The 25,186-nt window shown below is 71.6% G+C and carries 21 protein-coding genes and 5 pseudogenes; 11 read left to right on the top strand and 15 right to left on the bottom strand.

The window, feature by feature from the left end; translation table 11 throughout:
• Nucleotides 1–7: 7 nt before the first annotated feature.
• Nucleotides 8–913: a class I SAM-dependent methyltransferase gene (locus ACZ4EG_RS07720; RefSeq protein WP_467789932.1), complete on the bottom strand. Its 906-nt coding sequence runs from the start codon at nt 911–913 to the stop codon at nt 8–10.
• Between the two features lie 124 nt (nt 914–1,037).
• Between ACZ4EG_RS07720 and ACZ4EG_RS07715 the strand changes: the two genes are divergently transcribed.
• Nucleotides 1,038–1,808 (top strand): phytanoyl-CoA dioxygenase family protein, encoded by a 771-nt coding sequence (locus tag ACZ4EG_RS07715; protein WP_467789931.1) that lies wholly within the window; start codon nt 1,038–1,040, stop codon nt 1,806–1,808.
• A 24-nt stretch (nt 1,809–1,832) separates the two neighbouring features.
• Here ACZ4EG_RS07715 and ACZ4EG_RS07710 read toward each other — a convergent pair whose 3' ends face one another.
• The 3 genes and pseudogenes from ACZ4EG_RS07710 to ACZ4EG_RS07700 all read right to left on the bottom strand — a co-directional run.
• Entirely contained in the window at nt 1,833–2,045 is a 213-nt protein-coding gene (locus tag ACZ4EG_RS07710; protein ID WP_467789993.1) for a hypothetical protein, read from the bottom strand.
• A 6-nt stretch (nt 2,046–2,051) separates the two neighbouring features.
• A pseudogene (locus ACZ4EG_RS07705) lies at nt 2,052–2,243 on the bottom strand (glycoside hydrolase family 6 protein); the annotation flags it as partial.
• A pseudogene (locus ACZ4EG_RS07700) lies at nt 2,212–2,970 on the bottom strand (cellulose-binding domain-containing protein); the annotation flags it as partial. The pseudogenes ACZ4EG_RS07700 and ACZ4EG_RS07705, both read right to left, overlap by 32 nt.
• Before the next feature lie 363 nt (nt 2,971–3,333).
• On the opposite strand from ACZ4EG_RS07700, the pseudogene ACZ4EG_RS07695 reads away from it, so the two are divergent.
• A pseudogene (locus ACZ4EG_RS07695) lies at nt 3,334–3,699 on the top strand (glycoside hydrolase family 48 protein); the annotation flags it as partial.
• Between the two features lie 83 nt (nt 3,700–3,782).
• Nucleotides 3,783–6,431, top strand: coding sequence for a cellulose binding domain-containing protein (locus tag ACZ4EG_RS07690; RefSeq protein WP_467789930.1), 2,649 nt, complete (start codon nt 3,783–3,785; stop codon nt 6,429–6,431).
• A gap of 78 nt (nt 6,432–6,509) precedes the next feature.
• Here the strand turns inward: ACZ4EG_RS07690 and ACZ4EG_RS07685 are convergent.
• Together ACZ4EG_RS07685 and ACZ4EG_RS07680 are read right to left on the bottom strand one after the other, a co-directional pair.
• A pseudogene (locus ACZ4EG_RS07685) lies at nt 6,510–8,178 on the bottom strand (rhamnogalacturonan lyase); the annotation flags it as partial.
• A 38-nt stretch (nt 8,179–8,216) separates the two neighbouring features.
• Nucleotides 8,217–9,185, bottom strand: coding sequence for a helix-turn-helix transcriptional regulator (locus ACZ4EG_RS07680; protein WP_467789929.1), 969 nt, complete (start codon nt 9,183–9,185; stop codon nt 8,217–8,219).
• Between the two features lie 40 nt (nt 9,186–9,225).
• Between ACZ4EG_RS07680 and ACZ4EG_RS07675 the strand changes: the two genes are divergently transcribed.
• Nucleotides 9,226–9,705: a hypothetical protein gene (locus ACZ4EG_RS07675; RefSeq protein ID WP_467789928.1), complete on the top strand. Its 480-nt coding sequence runs from the start codon at nt 9,226–9,228 to the stop codon at nt 9,703–9,705.
• Nucleotides 9,702–10,169 carry a hypothetical protein gene (locus tag ACZ4EG_RS07670; protein ID WP_467789927.1) on the top strand — a complete coding sequence of 156 codons (468 nt, stop codon included), beginning with the start codon at nt 9,702–9,704 and terminating at the stop codon, nt 10,167–10,169. The genes ACZ4EG_RS07675 and ACZ4EG_RS07670 overlap by 4 nt, the downstream gene beginning before the upstream one ends.
• Here ACZ4EG_RS07670 and ACZ4EG_RS07665 read toward each other — a convergent pair.
• The 3 genes and pseudogenes from ACZ4EG_RS07665 to ACZ4EG_RS07655 form a co-directional block, all read right to left on the bottom strand.
• Nucleotides 10,138–10,896, bottom strand: a complete 759-nt coding sequence (locus tag ACZ4EG_RS07665) for a class I SAM-dependent methyltransferase (protein ID WP_467789926.1) — start codon at nt 10,894–10,896, stop codon at nt 10,138–10,140. The genes ACZ4EG_RS07670 and ACZ4EG_RS07665 overlap by 32 nt on opposite strands.
• Before the next feature lie 5 nt (nt 10,897–10,901).
• Entirely contained in the window at nt 10,902–11,207 is a 306-nt protein-coding gene (locus tag ACZ4EG_RS07660) for a 4a-hydroxytetrahydrobiopterin dehydratase (RefSeq protein WP_390707037.1), read from the bottom strand.
• A gap of 57 nt (nt 11,208–11,264) precedes the next feature.
• Nucleotides 11,265–12,368 (bottom strand): annotated as a pseudogene (locus ACZ4EG_RS07655) (ADP-ribosylglycohydrolase family protein).
• 29 nt (nt 12,369–12,397) lie between these two features.
• Here ACZ4EG_RS07655 and ACZ4EG_RS07650 point away from each other — a divergent pair.
• The 4 genes from ACZ4EG_RS07650 (at nt 12,398) to narJ (ending at nt 15,609) form a co-directional block, all read left to right on the top strand.
• Complete coding sequence (locus ACZ4EG_RS07650; RefSeq protein ID WP_467789925.1) at nt 12,398–13,219, top strand: helix-turn-helix domain-containing protein; 822 nt, start codon at nt 12,398–12,400, stop codon at nt 13,217–13,219.
• Nucleotides 13,220–13,315: 96 nt separating this feature from the next.
• Nucleotides 13,316–14,179: a helix-turn-helix domain-containing protein gene (locus ACZ4EG_RS07645; RefSeq protein WP_453556113.1), complete on the top strand. Its 864-nt coding sequence runs from the start codon at nt 13,316–13,318 to the stop codon at nt 14,177–14,179.
• An 18-nt stretch (nt 14,180–14,197) separates the two neighbouring features.
• Nucleotides 14,198–15,004, top strand: a complete 807-nt coding sequence (locus ACZ4EG_RS07640; protein ID WP_467789924.1) for an SAM-dependent methyltransferase — start codon at nt 14,198–14,200, stop codon at nt 15,002–15,004.
• Between the two features lie 128 nt (nt 15,005–15,132).
• A complete protein-coding gene (gene narJ / locus ACZ4EG_RS07635) occupies nt 15,133–15,609 on the top strand; it encodes a nitrate reductase molybdenum cofactor assembly chaperone (RefSeq protein WP_453556119.1) in 477 nt (158 codons plus the stop codon).
• Between the two features lie 10 nt (nt 15,610–15,619).
• Here the strand turns inward: narJ and dnaK are convergent, their stop codons facing one another.
• The 6 genes from dnaK to ACZ4EG_RS07605 all read right to left on the bottom strand — a co-directional run bounded on the left by dnaK (nt 15,620) and on the right by ACZ4EG_RS07605 (nt 23,652).
• Nucleotides 15,620–17,482 carry a molecular chaperone DnaK gene (gene dnaK / locus ACZ4EG_RS07630; protein ID WP_467789923.1) on the bottom strand — a complete coding sequence of 621 codons (1,863 nt, stop codon included), beginning with the start codon at nt 17,480–17,482 and terminating at the stop codon, nt 15,620–15,622.
• A 129-nt stretch (nt 17,483–17,611) separates the two neighbouring features.
• Nucleotides 17,612–18,037: an OsmC family protein gene (locus tag ACZ4EG_RS07625; RefSeq protein ID WP_363294718.1), complete on the bottom strand. Its 426-nt coding sequence runs from the start codon at nt 18,035–18,037 to the stop codon at nt 17,612–17,614.
• Between the two features lie 65 nt (nt 18,038–18,102).
• On the bottom strand, nt 18,103–19,902 hold the full coding sequence (locus ACZ4EG_RS07620) for a vWA domain-containing protein (protein WP_467789922.1): 1,800 nt from the start codon (nt 19,900–19,902) through the stop codon (nt 18,103–18,105).
• Nucleotides 19,899–20,960, bottom strand: coding sequence for an ATP-binding protein (locus ACZ4EG_RS07615; protein WP_467789921.1), 1,062 nt, complete (start codon nt 20,958–20,960; stop codon nt 19,899–19,901). The genes ACZ4EG_RS07620 and ACZ4EG_RS07615 overlap by 4 nt, the downstream gene beginning before the upstream one ends.
• Before the next feature lie 79 nt (nt 20,961–21,039).
• Nucleotides 21,040–23,130 carry a phage holin family protein gene (locus ACZ4EG_RS07610; RefSeq protein ID WP_467789920.1) on the bottom strand — a complete coding sequence of 697 codons (2,091 nt, stop codon included), beginning with the start codon at nt 23,128–23,130 and terminating at the stop codon, nt 21,040–21,042.
• A 120-nt stretch (nt 23,131–23,250) separates the two neighbouring features.
• Entirely contained in the window at nt 23,251–23,652 is a 402-nt protein-coding gene (locus tag ACZ4EG_RS07605; protein WP_453556131.1) for a hypothetical protein, read from the bottom strand.
• An 84-nt stretch (nt 23,653–23,736) separates the two neighbouring features.
• On the opposite strand from ACZ4EG_RS07605, the gene ACZ4EG_RS07600 reads away from it, so the two are divergent.
• Nucleotides 23,737–24,510 carry an MBL fold metallo-hydrolase gene (locus tag ACZ4EG_RS07600; RefSeq protein ID WP_467789919.1) on the top strand — a complete coding sequence of 258 codons (774 nt, stop codon included), beginning with the start codon at nt 23,737–23,739 and terminating at the stop codon, nt 24,508–24,510.
• Nucleotides 24,507–25,148: a DedA family protein gene (locus ACZ4EG_RS07595; protein ID WP_467789918.1), complete on the top strand. Its 642-nt coding sequence runs from the start codon at nt 24,507–24,509 to the stop codon at nt 25,146–25,148. The genes ACZ4EG_RS07600 and ACZ4EG_RS07595 overlap by 4 nt, the downstream gene beginning before the upstream one ends.
• The last annotated feature ends 38 nt before the right edge of the window (nt 25,149–25,186 follow it).

The following is a 25,186-nucleotide window of genomic DNA, read 5'->3' as shown; positions in this document are numbered from 1 at the left end:
CCGGCGGCTACACGGGCCGTACGGCCGTGTGCACCGTGTACGCGGACAGCACGAACACGTCCGGCCGCAGGTGCACGCTCGCCGGGTCGGCCGGGTCGAGGAGCCGGTCCAGCGTGGCGCGGTCGTCGGCGTCGAGGGCGTCGGCGGCGGCCTCGCGGACCCGGGAAAGGGTCGTGGCGATGTAGGCGCGGGCCCGGTCGGAGACGGGTGCGGGCAGGTCGAGCAGGAAGCTGCGGGTGCGGGTGTGCTTCAGACCTGCGGCTGCCAGCAGGGCGGGCCAGTCCTCCGTCACGGCGACGGCGCCGGGCAGGTCGGCCCGCATCCGTGCGAACCACTCCTCCTCGACCACGTCGAGCCGCGCCTGCAGCCCCGGCCGCCCGATGCCGATGTCCCGGGGCAGGAACCGGGAGGGCAGGCCGCCTTCCAGCAGGGCCAGGGTGCCGCCGGGGGCCAGCCGGGCCGCGAAGGCCGCGAGCCCGGCCCGCTGGTCGCCGAGGTGGTGCAGGCTGCGGCTCGCCCACAGCAGGTCGGCCGGGTAGTCCAACTCGTCCAGCACACGGGGGAGTTCACCGGCCAGGGTGCCGAAGCGGTCCCCGACGCCCTGGCGGGCGGCACGGTCGCGGGCCCGCTCCAGCAGCGGCTCGGTGCCGTCCACGGCCATGACCCGGGCGCCCGGGAACGCCTCGGCGAACAGGCACGACACGACACCGGGCCCGCTGCCCGCGTCCACGATCAGCCCCGGCTCGGTCACCTCCTTCGCCAGCCAGGCCATGGCCCGTTCGTAGACGGGGGCGAGCAACTCCGCCTGCGCCTCCAGGTGCGGCGCCATGGCCGCCCAGTCGATGTCAGTGTCTTCGTGGCCGTGGCCGTGGTTGTGGCCGTGGTTGTGGTTGTGCTGGTGGTGGTGCGCCATGGTGGTCAGCCTCTCGTCCGGGTGGGGCCAGCTTGCGCCGACGCACCGGGCCGGGGCCAGCTCTGTTGCCGGGGCGGCAAAAAACGGGGTGCGTACGGCAACACCGGTCGCCGAGGATGGCCCGATGGACGACGAGCTGACGGAGCGGTTCATCGAGGACGGGTTCGTGAAGATCGAGGGCGCCGTCCCGAAGCGCGTCACCGAGGACTGCGCGCGGCTGCTCTGGCGGGAGACGGGGTACGACCCGGACGACCCCGGCAGCTGGAAGGACCCGGTGGTGTGGGTGGGCGGCATGGCCCAGGGACCGTTCGCGGTCGCCGCCAACTCCGCCGTACTGCACGAGGCGTTCGACCTGCTGGTCGGTGAGCGGCGCTGGGTCCCGCGCTATTCGCTGGGGAGCTTCCCGTTGCGCTTCCCGCACGCACAGGAGCCGGACGACGCGGGCTGGCACATCGAGGGCAGCTATCTCCCGGAGGGCGCCACGGCGTGGCACACCAACCTGCGGTCGAGGGAGCGTGCGCTGCTGATGCTGTTCCTGTTCGGCGAGGTGACCGAGGAGGACGCCCCGACCCGGATCAGGGTCGGCTCGCACCTCGACGTGCCGCCGGTCCTGGAGCCGTACGGCGAGGCCGGCGCCTCGTTCCTGGAGCTCGGCCCGCAGGTGGCCGCCGCCTCCGCGCACCGCCCGCTCGCGTACGCCACCGGCAGCCCCGGCGACGTCTATCTCTGCCACCCCTTCCTGGTGCACGCCGCCCAGCCGCACCACGGGGCCCGGCCCCGGTTCATGGCTCAGCCGCCGCTGCACCTGGAGTCGCCGCTGGAGCTGGACCGGCCGGACGGCGACCACTCGCCGGTGGAACGCGCGATCCGCCGGGGTCTGTCCCCGAAGAGCTGACCCCGGCGGATCACCGTCACCGCGTTACGGCAGCGGCGGGTAGGCGTTCTGCATCAACTGCTGGAACTGGGCGGAGAACCAGTGCCCGGACAGCGGCGCGTTCGGCAGGGCGCCGGACATGTTGTTGCCGTTGCGGGCGTTGCCCGTGTACGTCGGGTCGCACATCCGGTCGAAGCCCTTGCCCTCGTCGTTGGCGATTGCGGTGCTGGAGCCGTCGGACTCACCCGGCGGCTTCATCCACACATAGGCGTCGATCCCGGTCGCCGGGGCGGCCTGCGGGCGCTCGCCGAGACCGGCTCCGGACTGGTTGCACCAGTTGCCGACGTGGATCCGGCGGTCGTAGCGGCCGCCGTCGATGTACGTGTCCACGCTGGTCTGCGGACCGGGGCCGGCCGGGCGTGCGGTGCCGCCCCAACCGTTGCGGGAGGTGTCGATCAGCAGCGTTGATGTAGTTGGCGCCGGCGTACTCGGGCTTGATGTTGGAAAGGCCCAGCCAGCACTCCTCGTTGAGCGGGATGCGTACGGCGTTGGCCTTCCAGTCGGCGATCGCCTTGATCGCCGCGTCGTCCACGGGACCGTCCCAGATGCCATAGCCCTGGACGCACATGAACTCGCCGCCGGAGCGGTTCACGCCGAGCAGCCGGCGGGTCTTTCCGTCGGCGTCGACGAGCTTGTTGCCGGAAACGTGCAGGGCGGGTGCGTTGCCGTTGCCCGGTGGCGGCTCGGTCGGGGTGGGCGAGGGCTCCGCATCCACGTTGCACGTCGTCCCGTTGAGCTTGAACGCGGTCGGTACGGCGTTGCTGCCCGACCAGGAGCCGAGGTACCCGGCGCTGACACTCGCGCCGGTGCCGAGCGAGCCGTTCCAGCTCTCGTTGGCTGCGGTCACGGTGGTGCCGGACTGGGACCACTTGGCGCTCCAGCCCTGGGTGACCTTCTGGCCGTTCGCGAAGTCGAAGGTGAGGCTCCAACTACTCAGCGCGGCCTTGTTGTTGGTGATCTTCACGGCACCCTGGAAGCCGGTGTCCCACTGGCCGGTGACGGAGTACTCGACCGTGCAGGCGGGTGTGGCCCCGGACGCCGAGACCACCGGCACCAGTGCGGACCCGACGAGGGCGACCGCACCGGCGACGGCTAAAAGTACTGAACGCGGGGGGTGTCGCATGAGCGACTCCTTGCCGCTCGGACGCGTGACGCACGCGTCGACTGAACGGAATCGCTCCCACTGGTGCGGAGGAAGGTAGCGCCAAGTGACGGCGATGGACAGGGGAGTCGCTTGACTTTTCCTGGGCGGCGTCCGTCGAATCTTTTCGACTCTTCAAGCATCTTGACCGCTCTCACCCCCGTCCCCACTATGGGAGCGCTCCCACTGGTTCAAGCCTTGACTTCTCCCCACGTCTCGCCAGCGCAAGGAGGAACCAGCACATGCATCCCGGACTTCCCGGACGCAGACGCAGACGCAGAGCCGTACGGCGGTTATGGACCGCCGTCGTCGCTGCGCTCGCCCTTCCCCTGTCGATGCTCGCCGTACTACGCCGCCAAGTCCGGTGACGCGACGGCGAAGTCGACGGCCAAGGCGCTCCTCGACGGCATGTGGAACAACTACCAGGACAGCCTGGGCATCGCCGTCCCGGAGACCCGCGCCGACTACAACCGCTTCGACGACGGCGTGTACGTCCCGAGCGGCTGGAGCGGCAAGATGCCGAACGGCGACACGATCAACTCCTCCTCGACCTTTGCCTCGCTGCGCTCCTTCTACAAGAACGACCCGGCCTGGTCGAAGATCGAAAGCTATCCGGCGGGCGGCGCCGCACCGAGTTTCACGTACCACCGCTTCTGGGTCCAGGCGGACATCGCCCTGGCCATGGGCTCGTACGCGGAACTCCTCGAATAGTTCGCATTGCCCCTTCGGGGCGCTTCTTCGGCGGTCCCCACCCGCGCTGGGGACCGCCCTCCCCCCAGGAGAGGACTCCTCCCGTGCGAAGAACCCGCATCCTCACGGCCGTGCTGGCGCTGGCCGCCGGTCTGCTCGCGGGCAGTCCGCCCGCCCTGGCCGCAAGCACCCCGAAAGTGCCGCTCGCGGCCGACACCTACACCTGGAAGAACGCCCGTATCGACGGCGGCGGCTTCGTCCCCGGCATCGTGTTCAACCGCTCCGAGAAGAACCTGGTCTATGCCCGCACCGACATCGGCGGCGCCTACCGCTGGCAGGAGTCGACCAAGACCTGGACCCCGCTGCTGGACTCCGTCGGCTGGACCGACTGGGGGCACACCGGTGTGGTCAGCCTGGCCTCCGACTCGGTCGATCCGGACAAGGTGTACGCGGCCGTCGGCACGTACACCAACAGCTGGGATCCCGGGAACGGGGCCGTGCTGCGCTCCTCCGACCGGGGCGCGAGCTGGCAGAAGGCCGGCCTTCCCTTCAAGCTGGGCGGCAACATGCCCGGCCGCGGCATGGGCGAGCGGCTCGCGATCGACCCGAACAGGAACAGCGTGCTGTATCTGGGCGCGCCCAGCGGCAAGGGCCTGTGGCGGTCGACGGACTCCGGGGCGACCTGGTCGCAGGTGACGTCCTTCCCCAACCCCGGCAACTACCAACAGGATCCGAGCGACACCTCCGGGTACGCCAGCGACAACCAGGGCGTCGTCTGGGTCACCTCCGACGAGTCCACGGGCACGTCGGGCAGCGCGACGAAGACGATCTACGTCGGGGTGGCCGACAAGGACAACGCGGTGTACCGCTCGGCGGACGGGGGCACGACCTGGTCCCGGCTGGCCGGTCAGCCGACCGGATATCTGGCCCACAAGGGCGTGCTGGACGCGAAGAACGGCTACCTCTACCTGGCCTACAGCGACAAGGGCGGCCCGTACGACGGCGGCAAGGGCCAGTTGTGGCGGTACGCGACGGCGACGGGCACCTGGACGAACATCAGCCCGGTCGCGGAGGCGGACACCTATTACGGCTTCAGCGGCCTGACGATCGACCGTCAGCACCCCGGCACTGTCATGGCCACCGCCTACAGCTCCTGGTGGCCGGACACCCAGCTCTTCCGCTCCGCGGACAGCGGCGGCACCTGGACGAAGGCGTGGGACTACACGTCGTACCCCAACCGCTCGAACCGCTACACGATCGACGTCTCGTCCTCCCCCTGGCTGACCTTCGGAGTGAACCCGTCACCGCCCGAACAGAGCCCGAAACTCGGCTGGATGACGGAGTCGTTGGAGATCGACCCGTTCAACTCCGCCCGGATGATGTACGGGACGGGCGCGACGCTCTACGGCACCGAGAATCTGACGAACTGGGACAGCGGCGGCCGGTTCACGGTGAAGCCGATGGTGCAGGGGCTGGAGGAGACGTCGGTCAACGACCTGGCCGCTCCCCCGTCGGGCGGCGCGCAGCTCTTCAGCGCGCTCGGTGACATCGGCGGCTTCCGGCACACGGATCTCACCAAGGTCCCGTCGATGATGTACACCTCGCCCACCTTCTCCACGACCACGAGCCTCGACTTCGCCGAGACGAACCCGAACACGGTGGTCCGGGTCGGCAATCCGGACTCGGGCCCGCACATCGCGTTCTCGACGGACAACGGCGCCAACTGGTTCGCGGGGACGGATCCCTCGGGAGTGAGCGGCGGCGGCACGGTCGCGGCCGGTGCGGACGGCAGCCGGTTCGTGTGGAGTCCGGTCGGTGCGGGCGTGCAGTACACCTCGGGCTTCGGCACCTCGTGGTCGGCGTCGAGCGGCATCCCGTCCGGGGCGGTCGTCGAGTCGGACCGGGTCGATCCGGAGACCTTCTACGGCTTCAAGTCGGGCAAGTTCTACGTCAGTTCGGACGGTGGCGCGACCTTCGCGGCGTCCGCGGCGACCGGCGTGCCCAGCGGTGACAGCGTGCGCTTCAAGGCGCTGCCCGGTACCAAGGGCGACGTGTGGCTGGCGGGCGGGGCGAGCGACGGGGCGTACGGCCTGTGGCACTCGACGGACGGCGGCGCGACCTTCACCAAGTCGGCCGATGTCGAGCAGGCCGACACCATCGGCTTCGGAAAGGCGGCGCCGGGAGCCTCGTACCAGACCCTGTACACCAGCGCGAAGATCGGCGGCGTGCGCGGCATCTTCCGCTCCACGGACAAGGGCGCGACCTGGACCCGTATCAACGACGACGCCCACCAGTGGGGTTGGACGGGCGGGGCGATCACCGGTGACCCTAGGGTGTACGGCCGGGTGTATGTGTCGACGAACGGCCGCGGAGTCGTCTACGGCGACTCGTCCGATACCGGCGGCGGTGGCGGTACGGATCCGACACCGACCGGTGCTTGCACGGTGACCTACGGGGTCACCAACCAGTGGACGGGCGGCTTCCAGGCCGACGTCCAGCTGACCAACACGGGGTCGACCGCCTGGAACGGCTGGTCACTCGGCTGGTCCTTCCCCAACGGCCAGAAGATCACCCAGCTGTGGAACGCGGACTGGACCCAGTCGGGGGCGGCGGTGAACGCCAAGAACGTGAGCTGGAACGGCACGGTGGCGGCCGGCTCGTCCGTGGGCTTCGGCTTCACGGGGAGCTGGACGGGCGCCAACACGAAACCCACGACATTCGAAGTGGGCGACCAGACCTGCACGGTCGCCTGAAAAGAAGGAGGGCGCGTGCCGCACCGGGCACGCGCCCTTCTGTGTGCCGTCTACGGCGTGTACACCGTAGGCCGGGGCGGTCGTCGGCCAGATGACCTCCTCGCGCCAGTCGCCGAGGATGTCGCCGGACAGGGTCGGCGTCGCCTTGGTGCTGTTGTTGGAGTGGACGCCGGAGGCGGTCAGCAGGCGGGTGTCGGCCGAGGTGCCGTACTTGTCGATGTGGGTGTCGTCGAGGAGTTCACGGACGGGGTCGCCGTCCCACCAGGCCAGGAAGTTGATGCTGGAGGGCTTGCGGGTCGCGTACGCCGTCCGCGCGGGACGACCAGGACTCGGCGCCCGCGCTGCCGGCCCAGATGTCGCCGGAGACACCCCGGCCGTTGTCGCCGTTGGCGGGTGTGGACCACAGGATCCGTGCCGTCCTGGCGTCGGCCATCCAGGACGAGGGCTTCGAGCCGTCCTCGTCGACCTTGAACTCCTCGAGGCCCGCCCGGGACGGGTCCAGGTCGCCCACGTGCAGGGCGTCGCCGTGGCCGTTCTTCGTCGTCCACAGGCCGTAGCCGTTGTCGTCCACGGCCATCGAGCCGTACACGATCTCGTCCTTGCCGTCCCCGTCCACGTCGGCGACCGAAAGCTGGTGATTGCCCTGGCCGTCGTATCCCTTGCCGCTGTTGGTGGAGGAGTTGGTGTCGAACGTTCAGCGGCGGGTGAAGGAGCCGCCGCGCCAGTCCCAGGCCGCGACGACCGTGCGTGTGTAGTAGCCCCGCGCCATGATCAGGGAGGGGCGGGAGCCGTCCAGATACGCCGTGCCCGCGAGGAAGCGGTCGACGCGGTTGCCGTACGAGTCGCCCCAGGACGAGACCGTGCCGCGCGCCGGGACGTAGTCGACGGTCTGCATCGCCTTGCCCGTCTGCCCGTTGAACATGGTCGGATACTCCGGGCCGGACAGGATGTAGCCGCTGGAGTTCCGGTGGTCCGCCGACGCGCTGCCGATCACCGCGCCGGTGCCGTCGACCGTGCCGTCGGCGGTCTTCGCGGCCACCTCGGCCTTGCCGTCGCCGTCGTAGTCGTACACCTGGAACTGGGTGTAGTGCGCGCCGGAGCGGATGTTGCGGCCCAGGTCGATGCGCCACTGACGGGTGCCGTCGAGCTTGATGCCGTCGAGAACCGTGTTGCCGGTGCAGCCGGACTGGGAGTTGTCCTTGGCGTTGGTGGGCTGCCATTTGAGGACGAAGTCGAGCTGCCCGGCGCCGTCGAGGTCGCCGACGGAGGCGTCGTTCGCCTCGTAGGTGTAGGCGACTCCGTCGGGGGTGGTGCCACCGGCGGGCGGGGTGATGGGGACGTCCTTGTAGCCCGTGCGGAACTGCATCGCGTGGACCGAGTCGGACTGCTCCACTCCGTTCACGATCGCCCGTACCGTGTAGTCGGCCTGGGCGGGGGCGCCGGAGTGGAAGTAGTCGGTGGAGCCGGTGATCAGGGTGGAGTTGACCTTCGTACCCGCGCGGTAGACGTTGAAGGAGACGTCGTCGGGGTCGGTGCCGAGCCAGCGCCAGCTGACCAGGTTGCCGCTGTCGGTGTGGACGCTGACCACGCCCCGGTCGAGCGCCTCGACCTGCCTCGCGGTGGCGGCCGCGGCGGTGCCGGTGGAGACGCCGGTGAGACCGGCACCGACCAGGGCGGCCACCGCGGTCAGCGCGGAGAGGACGGCGCTGCGGCGTCTGCGGTGGGTGGGGGGATGCGGGTGCTTCACGTGACGTACCTCCCGGGGAGGACGGACGGGTTCCCGTCTCAGTCGCCTCCGCCCGCAGGGGAGTTACCGTAGATTTCGGCCAGTTCGGTGACGGTCCGCGCGATGCGCTCGCGCAGCTCGGTGGGTGCGAGGACCTCGATGTCCGTGCCCAGGCGCAGGAATTCGGCGTGGGCGTGGTCGACGGACTCGATGGGGACGGTGGCCAGAGTCCAACCCTTCTCGTCCGTGCGGCCGTTGGAGAGCGCCGCCTGCCCTGCCGGGCCGGGCAGCCGGGCGCCGGGGGCCAGTCGGACCCGCGCCTCTCCCCCGCGCAGCCGGTCGTGGAAGTCCCGCTGGTACGCCGTCCAGTAGGCGGCCAGGTCGAAGTCCTCGAGGCGGGTGAACTCCTCGTCGGAGACGGACAGTTGGAGGATCTGGTCGACCCGGAACGTGCGCGGGCCCGGTCCGGCGACGACATACCAGCGGCCCGCCTTCAGGACCAGTCCGTACGGCTCCAGGCGGCGCCGTACGTCGGTGGGCTCGCGCCAGCGGCGGTACAGGACGTCGAGGACGCGGCCGTTCCATACGGCGTCGGCGACGGCGGGCAGGTGCGGGGTGTCGTCGGCGTCGGCGTACCAGCCGGGGGCGTCGAGGTGGAAGCGTCCGCTGATGCGGTCGGCGTGGGCGCGCAGTTCCGGTGGGAGCGCGGCGCGCACCTTCAGCTGGGCGGCGGCCAGCACCGGGCCGAGTCCGAGGTCGGCGGCGGGGCCGGGGGCGCCCGCGAGGAACAGGGCTTCGGCCTCGTCGGTGGTCAGACCGGTCAGGCGGGTGCGGTAGCCGTCGAGGAGGCGGTAGCCGCCGGCGTGGCCCGCGTCGCCGTACAGCGGAACACCCGCCGCGCTCAGGGCCTCGACGTCCCGGTAGACCGTGCGGACGGAGACCTCCAGCTCCTCGGCGAGCTGGGCGGCGGTCATCCGGCCCCGGGCCTGCAGGAGCAGGAGGATCGAGACGAGTCGGCTGGACTTCACTGACACAGGATGTCAGTGAAGCGGGCCTAGCGTCCCGTGCATGGCCTTCAAGGAGAAACTGCTGACCGTGCCGCCGCCGATCGAGGTGGCCGGCCGGCACGTCAAGCGCTATCACGTCACCGCGGACCCGGCGGGCATCGCGCCCGAGGTGGAGAAGGCGGCGTACACGATCCTGCCGCAGCTGCTGCCGGAGCCGGACGGCACGCCGCCCGCGACGTTCGTCGTGCTGCACCGGGGCGGGGACACCGGCGCCTATCTGAACGCGTACAGCTGGGTGTGGGACAACGTCCTGCACTTCAGGGGCGCCTCGGCGGGCCAGCCGGTGCTCGGCTGCCCCGACGAGGACCCGACGCACTTCATCCGGCCGGAGCTGCCCTGGATCGGCTGTGTGTGGGAGCTCCCGCCGATCCAGCACGAACGGGACGCCTGGGTACGGCATCTGCTGGCGCCCGAAGTCCCGGACCTGGAGGCCTACTTGACCGACAGCCTGCCCGAAGGAACCACGGGAGACCATTCATGAGCAGCCCGCACGACTTCGACTTCCTCCACGGCGAGTGGGAGGTCCGCAACCGCCGCCGCACCGACTTCCTGGACCCCGGCAGCGACTGGGAGGAGTTCGCCGCCACCAGCCACTGCCGGCCGCTGTTCGGCGGGGCCGCGAACATCGACGAGATCGACATGCCGCGCCTCGGGTACCGGGGCGCGACCCTGCGGCTCTTCGACCGGGAGACCGGCGACTGGTCGCTGAACTGGGCCTCCAGCCGCAGCGGGACGCTCTTCCCACCGGTCTTCGGCCGGTTCACGGGCGACCGCGGCGAGTTCTACGGCGATGACACGCACGACGGGAAGGACGTACGGGTGCGTTTCGTGTGGTCGGGGGTCTCCCCCGCCGCGGCCCGCTGGGAGCAGGCGTTCTCGGTGGACGGCGGGGAGACCTGGGTGACCAACTGGATCATGGAGTTCGGCCGGCCCGCGGCTTCCTGAAGGACCGCACGCGGAAACGGGGGTCGGGGCGGGGCCGGTCCTGGTCCGGCAGGGCCGCCAGCGCCTCGGCGAGCCGGTCCGTCAGCGGGTCGTCGGGCGTCAGCAGGGTGAACCAGCCGCGCCGCAGATTGGCGATGGTGCCGCGGGGGCTGCGGCCCTGGCCCAGGCCGGGGAAGGCCGCCCGCCCGTCGGGGAGGAGTCCGTGCTCCGCGGCGTGCGCCGCCACAGTGCCGGACGCGTCGGGGGCGGGGCGGCGTGGCCGCGGGACGAGGACGGCGTCGATGTCGCTGCCCACGTCGTGTGCCTCGGCCTTGTCGACCGTGGTGACGTACACACCGCCCGGCCGGAGCACGCGGGAGCACTCGGCGAGGATGGAGCCGACGTCGGCGGGGTCGTCCATCAGATGCAGCAGCCAGACGCTGGTTATCGCGTCGAACGTCCCGTCGGGGAACGGGAGTCGGCGGCTGTCGGCCAGGACGACCGAGCCGGGCAGCCGGGCGGCGGCCATCCGTGCCATGCCATGCGCGAGGTCGGCGCCCGTGACCGTCATCTCCGGCCGGGCCGCCGCCAGCCGCCGGGTCACGATGCCGGTGCCGCAGGCGAGGTCGAGGAGTCGGCGGGTGCCCTCGGGGATCAGGCCGAGGACGGCGTCGGCGGCCGCCTCGGCCCGTGGTTCGCCGCCGCGTGAGGCGTCGTAGGCGTCGGCTTCCTTGTCGTAGTCCAGCACGTACCTCAGTGTGCCCCGTGACCTGGAGCGATGTCCTCCACCCGGCGGGCGAGTCCGAAGTCCTTGGCGGTGACGGCACCGCCGACGCTGTGCGTGTTCACGGACAGGGTCACCGTGTTGTAGCCGAGGGTGAGGTCGGAGTGGTGGTCGAGCTCGTCCTGGATCCGGGCGATGTGCACGACCAGCGCCGCCGCCGCGAAGTGCGAGCCGAGCCGGTACGAACGGGTGATGCGGTCCCCGTCGAGCGACCAGCCCGGCAGCTCGGCGAGCCGGTCCTCGATCTCCTTCTGGGACAGCGGTTCGACGGGCATGGAACGGCTCCCTTCCTGGGCTCACGTACCCGCTCAGCCTGCCACAGACGACCCCACTCAGCCCCTCGCGAACTCCGCGGCCAGGTCATCCGCCGGCACCGCGACCCGCGCCCGCCCCTCAACCCGCCCGACCAGGCATGAGGCAGACCCACATCACCGTGGCGCGCGCCGAGCAGGCGGCCGCAGCCGAGCCGGTGGAGTCGCTGTCACCCGAGTGGTTGACGGCCAGTAGCAGGGCGTCCGGGACGCGGGGTTCCGCCAGGGCGCAGTGGACGCCGATGGCGAGGGCCTGCTCGGCGACCCAGCCTTCGCCCAGTGACTCGACCTTCTCCGCCGTCGGCGTCCCCTGCGCGGCAAGCTCGACGGCCTCGCGCAGGGCGGCCGAGGTCTCCTCGTGGCCGGGGTGGATCTCCAAGTCCCGCAGCGCGCGCAGCACCGAGCCCTCCAGGGAGTCCCCGGCGACGAGGTGCGCCACGATCGCGGCGAGGGCGCCCGCCGCGTAGTAGCCGGTGGGGTGGCCGTGGGTGATCTGGGCGCCGCGGGCGGCCATGGCGAAGGCCGCGTCGGCGGGGTTGACGAGGCCGAAGGGGGCCGAGCGCATCACCGCGCCGCAGCCCTTGGAGTCCGGGTTGACCTGCCCCGGCCTGCCGTCGAGCGCGAGCCACGGGTCGGGCGCGTACATCTGGGCGATCCCGGACGGGCAGGCGTTGCCCGGGGCGCGGCTGGGGGTGCCCCCTCTGGGGGAGTACAGCCACGCCTCGGTGATCAGGCCGGGCGGCGAAGCGCCGCCCTCGGTGGGTGCGGCCTGGTCCGGGCCGGGCTTCGACCGGGTCTCCAGCCACCGCTCGTACGCCTGGCGCAGCAGCAGGGACCAGCCGCCGCCGATGCCCTGGCGCGTTCCCGTGCGTGGGCCTGGACGAGGGCCTCGACGGTGAACAGGGTCATCTGGGTGTCGTCGCTGATCCGGCCCACCACGCCGTGCGCGCCGGGTACGAGCCCGGTCACCCCGCGTGCGCCGTGGGCCGCGCGGATCCGGTCGAGGGAGGAGAACTCCACGGGATAGCCGAGGGCGTCACCGAGGGCGCCGCCGAGCAGGCAGCCGCGGACCCGGGCCCGGTACACCGCCGTGGCCTCCCAGGACGGTTTCCAGGGCTCGTTCATGCGCACACTCCTCGACTACGGTCGTCCGTATGACCAGTGTCGCGTCCGGCCCCGCCCCCGCCCCCAACGAAAAAGGTGTGGGTCCACTGCTCCGTGCCTGGCGGGAGCGGCGCCGGGTCAGCCAGCTCGAACTGGCACTGCGTGCCGACTCGTCGGCGCGGCACATCAGCTTCATCGAGACGGGCCGTTCGCGGCCGAGCGAGGAGATGGTGCTGCGCCTGGCCGAGCACCTGGACGTGCCGGTACGGGAGCGCAACGCGCTGCTGCTGGCGGCCGGTTACGCCCCGCACTATCCCGAGACCCCGCTGGACGACCCGGCACTGGACGCGCTGCGGGACGGGATGGAGCAGCTGATCCGGGGTTACGAGCCGTATCCGGCGCTGGTCGTCGACGCCACGTACACGGTCGTCGCGGCGAATCGGGGCATCGCCATGCTGCTGGACGGCGTACCGGAGTCCCTCATGACGCCCGCGCCGAACGCGATGCGGCTGACGCTGCATCCGGAGGGTCTGGCGCCGCGCATCCGCAATCTGCGCGAGTGGCGCGGCCATCTGCTCGCGCAGATGGAACGGCAGATCGCCCTTCATCGCTCCGACGCGCTGCGGGAGTTGTACGAGGAGGTGGCGGCCTATCCGGTCCCGGAGGGCACGCCCGAGGACGAACCAGCCGAGTCCGCCGCGTACTTCGCGCTGCCGATGCGGATCGAGCACGAGGGTCGGATCCTGTCGTTCGTGTCCTCGATCTCCACGTTCAACACGCCGATGGACGTGACGGTGGCCGAGTTGGCGATCGAGACCTTCCTGCCCGCCGACCCGGCCACCGCCAAGTACCTGCATGCGTCGGTGGGTTGACGGGCATGTGACGCGTGCGGCTGCGTCGGGCACGTGTGCGATTCGACGTCGCGTGACACACTGCACGCATACTTCGGCGCGTAGGGGAGGCGTGGCGTGAGTGAGCGGCGTGCTGCGCCGACCGTGGGCCAGGTGGTGCTCGGGAAGCGGCTGCAGGAGCTGCGCGAGGCGGCCGGCCTCAAGCGCGAGGAGGCCGCCCGGGTGCTGCGGGTGGCTCCGGCGACCGTACGGCGGATGGAGATGGCCGAGGTCGCGCTGAAGATCCCCTACGTGCAGGTGCTGCTCACGACGTACGGCGTCGCCGACGAGGAGGCGGCCGCGTTCGTCGAGCTGGCCGAGGAGGCCAACCAGCCGGGCTGGTGGCAGCGGTTCCACGATGTGCTGCCGGACTGGTTCAGCCTGTATGTGAGCCTGGAGGGCGCTGCCCGGATCATCCGCTCCTACGAGCCGCACTTCGTGCCCGGCCTGCTGCAGACCGAGGACTACGCGCGTGCGGTGCTGGTGGCCGGGACGATCGGGAGCTGCGGCCCGGAGACGATCGAGCGCCATGTGTCGTTACGCATGGCCCGGCAGAGCCTGCTGGAACGGGAGCACCCACCCCATCTGTGGGTGATCATGGACGAGACGGTGCTGCTGCGCCCGGTGAGCGAGCACGCCGAGGTGATGCGCGACCAGCTGGACAAGCTGCTGGAGTACGTGGAGCGGGACCGGATCACCCTCCAGCTCGCCGAGTTCGCCGCCGGCCCGCATCCGGGGACGTACGCCCCCTTCACGCTGTTCCGGTTCGCGGAGCCCGAGCTGCCGGACATGGTCTTCACGGAGTATCTGACCGGCGCCCTGTATTTGGACTCGCGGTCGGAGGTCGGGGCGCACCTGGAGGTGCTGGACCACATGACCGCGCGGGCCGCGTCCGCGCACCGCACCGAGAAGATCCTGCGTGAGTACCGAAAGAACCTCTGAGGACGGAGCAGACAGCGCATGAGCGAATCCGAGGCCGGGCGCATCACCATCGACACGAGCAGGCCGCATCCCGCACGCGTGTACGACTGGTGGCTGGGCGGCAAGGACAACTACCCGGTGGACGAGGAGCTGGCGCGGAAGATCCTGGCCGCGGACGGCACGGCGGTGCGCGGGGCGCGTGCCAACCGGCGGTTCATGCACCGCGCCGTCCGGACGGCGGCCGAGGCAGGGATCCGTCAGTTCCTGGACATCGGCACCGGCATTCCCACCGAGCCCAATCTGCACCAGGTGGCGCAGGGTGCGGCCCCGGAGTCGAAGGTGGTGTACGCGGACAACGACCCGATCGTGCTGCGGCACGCCGAGGCGCTGCTGAAGGGCTCCGCCGAGGGCAGCACGGACTACGTCCACGCCGATGTCCGCGACCCCGACACCATCCTGCAGCTGGCCGGTGAGTCCCTGGACTTCGGCCGGCCCGTCGCGCTGTCGCTGGTGGCGCTCACCCACTATCTGGGTGACGAGGACGATGTGTACGGACTGATCGAGCGGTACGTCGCACGGCTCGCCCCGGGGAGCCATCTGATCCTCTCCCAGGTCACGCAGGATCTCAGCCCCGAGGGCGTGGCCCGGGCGGCGGAGCTGTTCCGCAGGAGCGGCACGCCGTTCTATCCCCGTACGCTGGCGGAGTTCGCCAAGTTCTTCGACGGCCTGGAACTGCTCGGCCCCGGTGTCATCCCCGTCTACGGCTGGCGGCCGGACCCGGAGGACGTGGCGGCGCAGGCGGAGGGCGTCGTGCCCGTGTACGCGGGGGTCGCGCGCAAGCCCTGACCCGGACGGGTGCCGCAGACAGGTGCGCATCCCTTCTCGCCCCTAGGTTGGGGCCAAGGGGCGAGCAAGGGAGCGCGCGTGCCCGACCACGAGCGGCGGCCGGCCTCCGACGACGCGAAGGAGGCCGGATGCCCTCGGACGCGGTCCTGTACCAGGCGGCTGCGCTCTGCCTGACGTATCCGGACGACGACTTCGTCGCCCGGCTGCCGCTGCTGCGCGAAGCCGCGCCGCAGCTGCGGGAGTTCAGCGACTACGCGGCCGTGACCCCGCCGTGCGAACTGGCCGAGCACTATGTGCGGGTCTTCGGGCTCGGGCACCGGCACGGCCTGTATCTGAGCCGGTGGAACAACGGCTGCATCGGACGGCGGGGCGGGTCCCTGGACCGGTTCGAGGACGTCTACCGGGAGCACGGCCTGGAGTTCAGCTGCGAGGAGCTGCCGGACTTCCTCCCGGCGGTGCTGGAGTGCACCGCCCGGACCGGCAGCACGGAACTGCTCACGGAACACCGCGACGCGCTGGAGGGCCTCCGCTCCCGGCTGACGGAGTTCGGTACGCCGTACGCATCCGTACTGGACGCGGTCTGCGCGACACTGCCGACCCCGTAGCCGGGGTCGGCTACGCGGCACCGCCCTTCGCGTCGCGTTCGTCGTCGACGATCTCCGCGTCGACCACGCCCTCCTCGTCCTGCGGCGGTGCGGCGCTCTCCCCGGGAGGCGGAGTCTGCTGCTGGGCCTGGGCGTACATGGCCTGCCCCATCTTCTGGCTCACGGAGGCGAGTTTCTCGACCCCGGCGCGCAGGGCGGCCGTATCGGCGTTCTGCTCAAGGAGGGTCTTCACTTCCCCGGCCGCCGCCTCGACCTCGGACTTCGTCTCGGCGGGCACCCGGTCCTCGTTGTCCCGGATGAACTTCTCGGTCTGGTAGACGAGTTGTTCGGCCTGGTTGCGGGTCTCGGCCGCCTCCCGGCGCCCGCGGTCCTCCTCGGCGTACTGTTCGGCCTCCCGCATCATGCGGTCGATGTCGTCCTTCGGGAGGGCCGAGCCGCCGGTCACCGTCATCTTCTGCTCGCGCCCGGTGGCCAGGTCCTTCGCCGAGACGTGCATGATCCCGTTGGCGTCGATGTCGAAGGCCACCTCGATCTGCGGGACTCCGCGCGGGGCGGGCGGCAGGCCGGTGAGGTCGAAGACGCCGAGCTTCTTGTTGTAGGCGGCGATCTCCCGCTCGCCCTGGTAGACCTGGATGCCGACCGAGGGCTGGTTGTCGGTGGCCGTGGTGAAGATCTCCGAACGGCGGGTCGGGATCGTGGTGTTGCGCTCGATGAGCTTGGTCATGATGCCGCCCTTGGTCTCGATGCCCAGGGACAGCGGGGTGACGTCCAGCAGGAGCACGTCCTTGACGTCGCCGCGGATGACGCCCGCCTGCAGGGTGGCGCCGACCGCCACGACCTCGTCAGGGTTGACGCCCTTGTGCGGGTCCTTGCCGGTGAGCTCCTTGACCAGGTCGGTGACGGCGGGCATCCGGGTCGAGCCGCCGACCAGGATGACGTGGTCGATCGCGGAGAGCTTCACGCCGGCGTCCTTGACCGCCTGGTGGAAGGGGGTCTTGCAGCGGTCGAGCAGATCGGCGGTGAGCTCCTGGAACTGGGCGCGGGTCAGCTTCTCGTCCAGGTGGAGGGGGCCTTCGGCGGAGGCGGTGATGTACGGGAGGTTGATCGTCGTCTCGGTCGAGCTCGACAGCTCGATCTTGGCCTTCTCGGCGCCCTCGCGCAGCCGCTGCAGCGCCATCTTGTCCTTGCCCAGGTCGACGCCGTACTGCCCCTTGAACCGCTTGACCAGGTGTTCCACGATCCGCTGGTCCCAGTCGTCGCCCCCGAGGTGGGTGTCGCCGTTGGTGGCCTTCACCTCGATGACGCCGTCCCCGATCTCCAGGAGGGAGACGTCGAAGGTGCCGCCGCCGAGGTCGAAGACGAGGACGGTCTGCTCCTCGCCGCGGTCGAGGCCGTAGGCGAGGGCGGCGGCCGTGGGCTCGTTGATGATCCTGAGCACCTTCAGACCGGCGATCTCCCCGGCCTCCTTCGTCGCCTGCCGCTGCGAGTCGTCGAAGTACGCGGGTACGGTGATCACCGCGTCGGTGACGTCCTCGCCGAGGTAGGCCTCCGCGTCCCGCTTCAGCTTCTGCAGCACCCGCGCCGACAGCTCCTGGGCCCGGTAGCGGGTGCCGTCGACGGAGCCGCTGTCCGGGAAGCGCCAGGCCCCGTCGCCCATGTGCCGCTTCACCGAGCGGGCGGTGCGCTCCACGTTCGTCACGGCCTGCCGTTTGGCGACCTCGCCGACCAGTACCTCGCCGTTCTTGGCGAAGGCCACGACCGACGGCGTGGTCCTCGCCCCCTCGGCGTTGGCGACGACCGTGGGCTCGCCGCCCTCCAGGACGGCCACCACCGAGTTCGTCGTGCCGAGATCGATCCCGACCGCGCGTGCCATTGCTGTCCCCTTCCGCCCGCCGTTTCCCCGACTCCAGCACAAAACTTGAGCGGGCCGTTGTCAATGCCGGGTACCCGGAAACGGCGATGCCGCGTCCTGGGGACGCGGCATCCGGGGACGTGGTGCGGGTCAGGCCAGCTTCGCCGACAGGGTGATGGTGGTGCCGGTCAGGGCCTGGCTGACCGGGCAGTTCTTCTTGGCGTCCTCGGCGGCCGCGGCGAAGCCGTCCTCGTCCAGACCGGGGACGGTGCCCTCGACGGTGAGGTGGATGCCGGTGATGCCCTCACCCGGCTGGAAGGTGACGTCCGCCGAGGTGACGAGCTTGGTGGGCGGGGTGCCGGCGCCGGCCAGGCCGTGCGACAGCGCCATGGAGAAGCAGCTGGAGTGGGCGGCGGCGATCAGCTCCTCGGGGCTGGTCTTGCCGTTCGCCTTCTCCGCGCGCGACGGCCACGACACCGGCTGCTGGCCGATGCCGGAGGAGTCGAAGGTGACGACACCGTTGCCCTCGATCAGGTTGCCTTCCCAGACGGTGTGTGCGGTGCGCGTGGTGGCCACGGTAGTTCCTTTCGCGTGGGAGCCCCATTCCGGGTTCTGCGTGTCCCATCCGATCACATCCGGACTCACCGCACCTTGAAGACGGGCCCACGCGGGGTGAACGGCAGCCGGCCGCCCTGCGGGATCAGATAGGCGTGCTCGCGCCGCACGCGCAGCACGTCGCACCAGCCGTCGGTGATGACCAGCACCGGGGCGCCCGGCGGGAAGTCGTCCGCCCGGTGCAGCAGGTCGATCCCGGGCTGCAGGACCGTACCGCCGCGGCCGTGCACCCGTACCCGACCGGCGATCTCGGCGACCGGCAGATAGCCGGCGTCGTGCGGGGCCGCGTCGCAGAAGACCACCCGGGCGGCGGGCACGTCGCGGGCCTCGGCGTACGAGGCGATCGCGCCGAGCGCCTTGCCGAGCAACGTGCGGTCCATCGAGCCGGAGGTGTCGAGGACGACGCCGAAGGTGCAGCGGGCGACCTCCTCCGGCGGGAACCAGCGCCCCGCGCGCGGGATGTCGGGGGTGGACGACTGCCGACGCGAGGGCCGCGCGTACGACCGCACCGCCTCCGGACGCGGGACGAACTCGTCAAACCAGCGAGCGAGTTGTGCGTCCCAGGGCAGCGGCGGATGACTGAGCGCGCGGATCTCCTCGACCAGGCCGCCGGGCAGAAAGCCGCGCTCCTGCGCCTGGTGCAGGTCCAGACCCCGGGAAAGGCCCCGGCGGTAGAACTCGTCGAGGTCGACGTAGTCACGGGGCGGGCCGAGCGGGGCGCCGAGCATGTCGCCGAGACCCTTGCCGCGCAGGGTGGCCAGGCGCCGCATCCGGCGCAGGTCGCCGGCGATCCGGTCGTACACCTCCTCGGCGGACAGGCCGGTCAGCTCCGGGTCGTGGAGCGCCCCTTGGGGCATGGTGCCGACGCCCATCTCGACGAGCCAGGCGTTGATGACGTAGTCGCAGGCGATGTTGAACAGATAGTGGTCGCGGGTGCCGCAGCGGTCGCCGTGACGCAGGGCGGCGTGCAGCATCTCGTGGGCGAGGACGAACCGCCACTCCTCGTCCTCCAGGGTGCGCAGCGGGTTGACGTAGATCTCGCCCGCTTCGGCGTTGACGGCGGCGACGGAGATGTCATGGGCGCGGGCGAGTTCGGCGTCGGCGACCAGCCTGATGCCGGCCGCGATGCCGCCGAGCAGCGGATAGGAGGAGATGAACCAGCTCAGGGCCTTCTCCCAGGGGCGCAGCGGGGTCGCGGCGCCGGTCATGGAGTCGCGGCGGCCGCCCGCCATGTCCATCGCCGTGGCCATGGTGCGGGTCAGGGCGTGCGCGAAGGCGAGCTGCCAGTCCGGGGGCTGCCCGGCCCACTTGTTCCAGGACACCAGCAGCTGGTCGGGCTCGGTGCCGGCGGTGCCGCAGCGTTCGTACGCGGCCGGGACGCCCGTACGGCGCCACTGCGCGGCGAGCTGTTCCTCGTCGCCGTCGGGACTCTGCGGCAACTGCTCCGGTGCCTGGCCGACGGGAAAGGTCTGCAGGAAGCGGTTGACGACGGCGCAGCGGGCGGCGAGGTCGTGGCGGTCGGGCTGGGTGCGTGCGCCGGTGGCGGCCGGGAGGTGTCCGAAGCCGAGGTGGAGCGTGGCGTGGGCGAGGGCCCAGGCCCATGCGGCGGGCTCGGCACGGCGGGTGGGGTGGGCGTGCAGCACATCGTCGGAGTCGGCGCGGACGAGACCCTCACGCGGCGCGAGACCGCAATCCGGATGGCGGCAGACGGTGAACTTCACCGCGCGTAGCGCTGGGTTGGCCCGCAGCAGCGCCACACCCGCCGCGAACTCCTCCGCGGCCGGGTCCTTGTTCTTCTGCTGCTTTGCCGCGCGGGTCCGGCTCATCGGCGCGCCTCCACCAGCCGGGGCATGTCCCGGGCCGCCTCGATCAGGAACCAGGCGGGCAGGACGGGATTGCCGTCGGCGTCGGCGGCTATGACGCTCTGCGCGACCTCGACGGAGATCTCGGCGAGCTGCACGAGCAGGGACTTGGCTCGGTACGCGGTCTGGCGCCCGTTCGCCGACATGTGCTCCTTGCTGACGGGCAGTTCCTTGACGAGGCGGCCGCGGAACGACTCCGCGAGGTAGTACAGCAGGTCCCGGTCCTCGACGCGCTGCGGCCAGCGGGCGTCGCCCTTGAGGATCGCCTCGATGCCGAAGCGGCTGCGGACGATCTTGACGTAGCCGTAGAAGGCGGTCGCGTGGGCGGGGGTCAAGGTGCCGTGGGCGAGGACCTTGAGGGTCTCCTCGTCGAGGTCCCGGCCGAAGGAGTGCAGCGCGTCGGAGAGCATGTGCCAGGAGCGCGGGGTGGAGAACGGCTCCTCGGTCTTCGGCGGTTTGGACCACAGATGGTCGGGCCGGTCGGTGACGTGGTCCACGATCCAGGGGTGGATGCCGTTGCCCGCGGCCCAGGCGAGCCAGTCCCGGGCGGAGGCCTCCAGGTGGACGTGTGCGAGGCGGTTGACGAGGGCGGAGGCGATGGGGCGGGCGAGGGCGTTGTCGGTGGCCCGGTTTCCGGCGCCGACGACGATCGAGCCCTTGGGCAGCTCGTAGGTGCCGATACGGCGGTCCAGGATCAGCGAGTAGAACGCCTTCTGCACATCCGGGGTGGCCGCGTTCAGCTCGTCCAGGAACAGGCAGTACGGCTCGTCGCGGGCGATCGCCTCCGGCGGGCAGAACACCGACCGTCCCTCGCGGATCTGCGGGACGCCCATCAGGTCCTCGGGGGCGAGCTGGGTGCCGAGCAGGCTCACACACTCCAGGCCCAGCGATGCGGCGAACTCCCGGACCAGGGAGGACTTTCCGATGCCGGGGGCGCCCCAGATGAAGACGGGGCGGACGGTGGCGAGGCCGAGCAGCAGTTCGGGGAGACGGGCAGGGGTGACCGTGACGGCAGCCTGCAAGACCAAGGCTCCTTGGGGAGGTTCGAGGGTGGGCGACTCGAACAGTGTGGGCGCGTGTCCCCTCCGGTGCAGCCGATTTTCAGGCGGCCCGCTCCTCCTCGGCCTCCGGGGTGAGCGGCACCTGGGGGCCGTTCTCCTCGCGCAGCCAGCGGCGCAGCACGCGGTGCACCTGCTCGGCGCCGGCCGGCTCCTGCCCGTCGTCGCTGGGCGAGGACAGGGCGAGGGGCGACAGCAGGAACGGTTTCGCCTGGGCGCCGCCGAGTCCGCCGTGGGAGCCGATCTGCTCCTCGAAGGCGAGGACTTCGCCGTCGGCGGGGTCGTACCAGGAGTTGACCATGATGTCGGCGGTGTGCGGGAAGGAGTGCGTGCGGCGGACGGCGTCGGCGGCGCCGGGGCCGAAGCAGGACAGCGGGCCGGGGTGGCCGTCGAGCCGGTCCAGCGGGATCTCCGCGCCGTTCGCGCCGAGCACGAGCCCGCCGTGCCGCTCGCTGCGCACCAGTAGGAAGCCGATGCCGGGGTGGTTGGCGAGGGTGGTGAGCAGGGCGGGGTGACGGGCGTCGATCTCCTCCTTGGTCATGCGGTGGGGCACGTCCGGGAAGGAGACCAGGCCGAGGTTGCCGGAGGCGAGCACGATCGGTTCCGAGTGGCGGCCGGCGGGGCGGTGGCGTTCGCCGCGCTCCTCGACGGGCCTGCGCAGGGCCGCGCGTACGGCGGCTCGTGCCTCGGCGCCACTGTGTGTGCGCTCGGCCCGGCGGGGTACGGGCAGTCCACTGCCGGCGCGGACCAGGTCGCCGAGGGTGAGGCCGTAGCGGGCGTGGAAGGTCTCGCCGGGGCTCTGGCCGTGGTCGGAGAGCACGACGATCCGATAGGGGCGCGGGGCGTGTTCGGCGACCTTCTCGATGAGGGCGAGGCACCGGTCCAGGCGCTGCAGCACCTTGTCGGCGTCGCGGCTGCGCGGCCCGGAGTGGTGGGCGACCTCGTCGTAGGCGACGAGGTCGGCGTAGACGGCGGTGCGGCCGGCGAGCAGGTCGCCCATCACCGCGGCGACGACCACGTCCCGTTCGACGACGGTCGCGAAGGCACGGACGAAGGGGTAGAGCCCGCCGCGCTTGACGCGTGGACGCTGCCCCCGTGCCCGGGCCCGGGTGGACTGGCCGATCTCCCGGCAGACCTCCGCGGCGAAGGAGAGCGCGGTGCGGACGGCGTTGGCAGGGTCGGAGAAGTAGGCGAAGTAGCCGGCCCGGGAGCGGTTCTCACGCCCGCGGCGGCGGGTGGCGATGGACAGGACGAGGGCCTGTTCGCCGGCGCCGCCGCTGAACAGGTTGCCGCGGCTGGCGCCGTCCGCGGAGAGCAGTCCGCCGTCGCGGGTGCGCTCGACGGCACGGCGCTGGAGCTCGGCGGCGCTGGTCGGGCGGTTGCAGACCATCACCTCGTGGCTGTCCTTCTCGTACCAGCGGAACGCGGGGACGTCGAAGTTGGAGCCGTGCAGGATGCCGAGCTGGCTGGCGCCGGTCTGGCTGGACCAGTCGGTGCGCCAGGGGGTGAGCCGGTGAGTGGGCCGCCGGCCGTCGGCGGCGCCGGTCCAGCGGGCGACGGTGGGCATGAGCCCCTTGCGGACGGCGTCGGTGAGGACGTCGTGGCCGACGCCGTCGAGCTGGACGAGGACGGTGCCGGGGGTGGCCGGGCAGGGCGGGTGGGAGCTGCGGCGGCGGTCGGCGAGCCGGTAGAGCCTGCGCCGGTAGGCGTCGTCGTCGCGGACGGCGAGGGCGGCGCCGGTGGCGGAGGCGACGGCGGACATCACGGCGGCCACGATGACGGCGGTCTCGGGGGCGGCCTCGCTGCTGCCGGAGGGGTTGATGCGCAGCGCGACGAGCAGCAGGGAGCCGTTGAGGAAGAAGACCAGCAGGCCGAGGACGAGTGCGGGCACGAGCAGCAGCAGCCGTACCAGGAGCGGCCAGACCACGGCCGACAGGATGCCGAAGGCGCCGGCGCCGAGGGCTGCGGTGACGGCGATGCGGGTGGCGCTGTCGCCGTCGGTTGACTGGAGCTGGAAGTCGGGCAGGATTCCGGCGAGCACGAGCATGGTGAGGGTGGAGACCGCCCACACCGTGACGCTCCGCCCGATCTGACTGGCGATCCGCCGCCAACGCCCGCCACGCACGCCCCGCACACCTCACGTCCCGGCCCGTCACCGGCGCGGGCCTTGCTCCACCTTGTCACAGGGGGCGGGCCGGACATCAGGGACTTCCGCAGCAGGACCCAGGGGGTGTCGTCCGGATCATCCCGGCTTCTAGCGGCCGTCGTACCCCGCGGTCGGCATCGACAGGCGCCGGTGGACACGGGCCTTCATCTGGGCGTCGTACAGCGGTTCCGCGCAGCCGACCGTCTCGACCCGCACCCCGCGCCGGGCGCACTCCGCGGTGAACTCGTCGACGGAGGACAGGGCGCTCTCCAGCACCCGTCGGCTGGGCGCGACGAACAGGTCCACCCCGGGCCGGACCCCATCCCACAGGACGCAGTGGTCGGGGCGCAGACCGCGCACCAGCAGCTCCCGCGCCACGACATAGCCGCGCTCGGCGGCCCAGCGGGCACACATGGCGTGCTGACTGCGGGAATCCACGAGGAAGGGATCCGCCTCCAGCTCCTCCAGCGGCGTCAGACTGGCGATCGCCGTGACCCGAACCGGTCCCATGGTGGCCCCCTCACCTCCGGGTTTCGCCGCCGACCCTACTCCTGCCCGTAGGCTTCGGGGAGTCGCGCGAAGGAGGCGAAGAGGGTGCCGGTGGAGATCACCTGGTGGGGTCACGCCACCTGCACGGTAGTCGACTCGAACATACGTGTGCTCACCGATCCTCTGTTCGTCAGCAGACTCGCGCATCTGCGCCGCCGCCGGGGTGCGCTGCCCGCCCCCGACGCCCGCCGGGCGGACGTGGCACTCGTCTCGCATCTGCACGCCGACCATCTGCACCTGCCCTCGCTGGCCCGGCTCGCCCCGGGCACGCGCCTGCTCGTGCCCCGGGGCGCACCACGGGCGGTACCGGGGCTGCGCCGGCTCGCCCATCTGCGCATCGCCGAGGTGGCCCCCGGGGACGAGACCGTGATCGGTGACCTGGTCGTCAGGGCGGTGTCGGCACGTCACGACGGGCGACGGCTGCCGATCGGCCCGCACCGCTCCCCCGCCCTCGGGTACGTCGTCGAGGGCGAGGCACGGACCTACTTCGCCGGGGACACCGGCCTGTTCGACTCCATGGCCGAGGAGGTCGGGCCGGTGGACGTGGCGCTGCTGCCGGTCGGCGGCTGGGGGCCGTACCTCGGCCCGGGGCATCTGGACGCGGGACGGGCCGCCCAGGCGCTGGCCCGGCTCGCGCCGCGCAGCGCGGTGCCGGTGCACTACGGCACATACTGGCCCATCGGCATGGACGCCGTGCGCCCCCATGAATTCCATGCGCCGGGTGATGAATTCGTGCGCCTGGCCGCCGAGTACGCGCCTCAGGTGACGGTGCACAAGCTCGGGCACGGGGAGGGCGTGCGGCTGGAGGTCGCGCGGTGAACTGGCTCGCCGACGCCGCGCGGGCGGCCGTGCCACCGGAGTCCACCCAGCAGGCGATCGGCTATCCGTCGCTGTTCCTGCTGGTGCTGATCGGGGCGCTGGTGCCGGTGGTGCCGACCGGGGCGCTGGTGAGTTCGGCGGCGGTGGTGGCGTTCCATCAGACCGCGCCGTTCTCGCTGGCGCTGGTGTTCGTGACGGCGTCGCTGGCCGCGTTCCTGGGGGACGCGGCGCTCTATCTGCTGGGGCGGCGCGGGATGGGCTCGAAGAACGGGTCGCGGTGGCTGGCCGCGATCCGCGCGCGGGCGCCCGAGGACCGGCTGACGCAGGCGCAGGGGAAGCTGGCGGAGCACGGTGTGGCGGTGCTCGTGCTGTCCCGGCTGGTGCCGGCGGGCCGTATCCCGGTGATGCTGGCCTGTCTGCTGGCCGACTGGCCGCTGCGCCGCTTCGCCCGCGGCAACCTGCCGGCCTGTCTGGCCTGGGCGGTGACCTACCAGCTGATCGGGATCCTCGGCGGTTCGCTCTTCCCGGAGCCGTGGCAGGGCGTGGTCGCGGCCGTTGCGCTGACGCTGCTCATCAGCGTGACGCCGAGCGCCTGGCGGCGCCTGCGGAAGGCTGCGCCGGTCCAGCGGTCGGGGTGAGCGCGCCCCGCCCGGAGGACGGGGCCACGCTCCGCCGG

The sequence above is a fragment of the Streptomyces sp. NPDC025638 genome, assembly GCF_055558775.1.
This window is presented reverse-complemented; position numbering and strand designations above follow the sequence as displayed.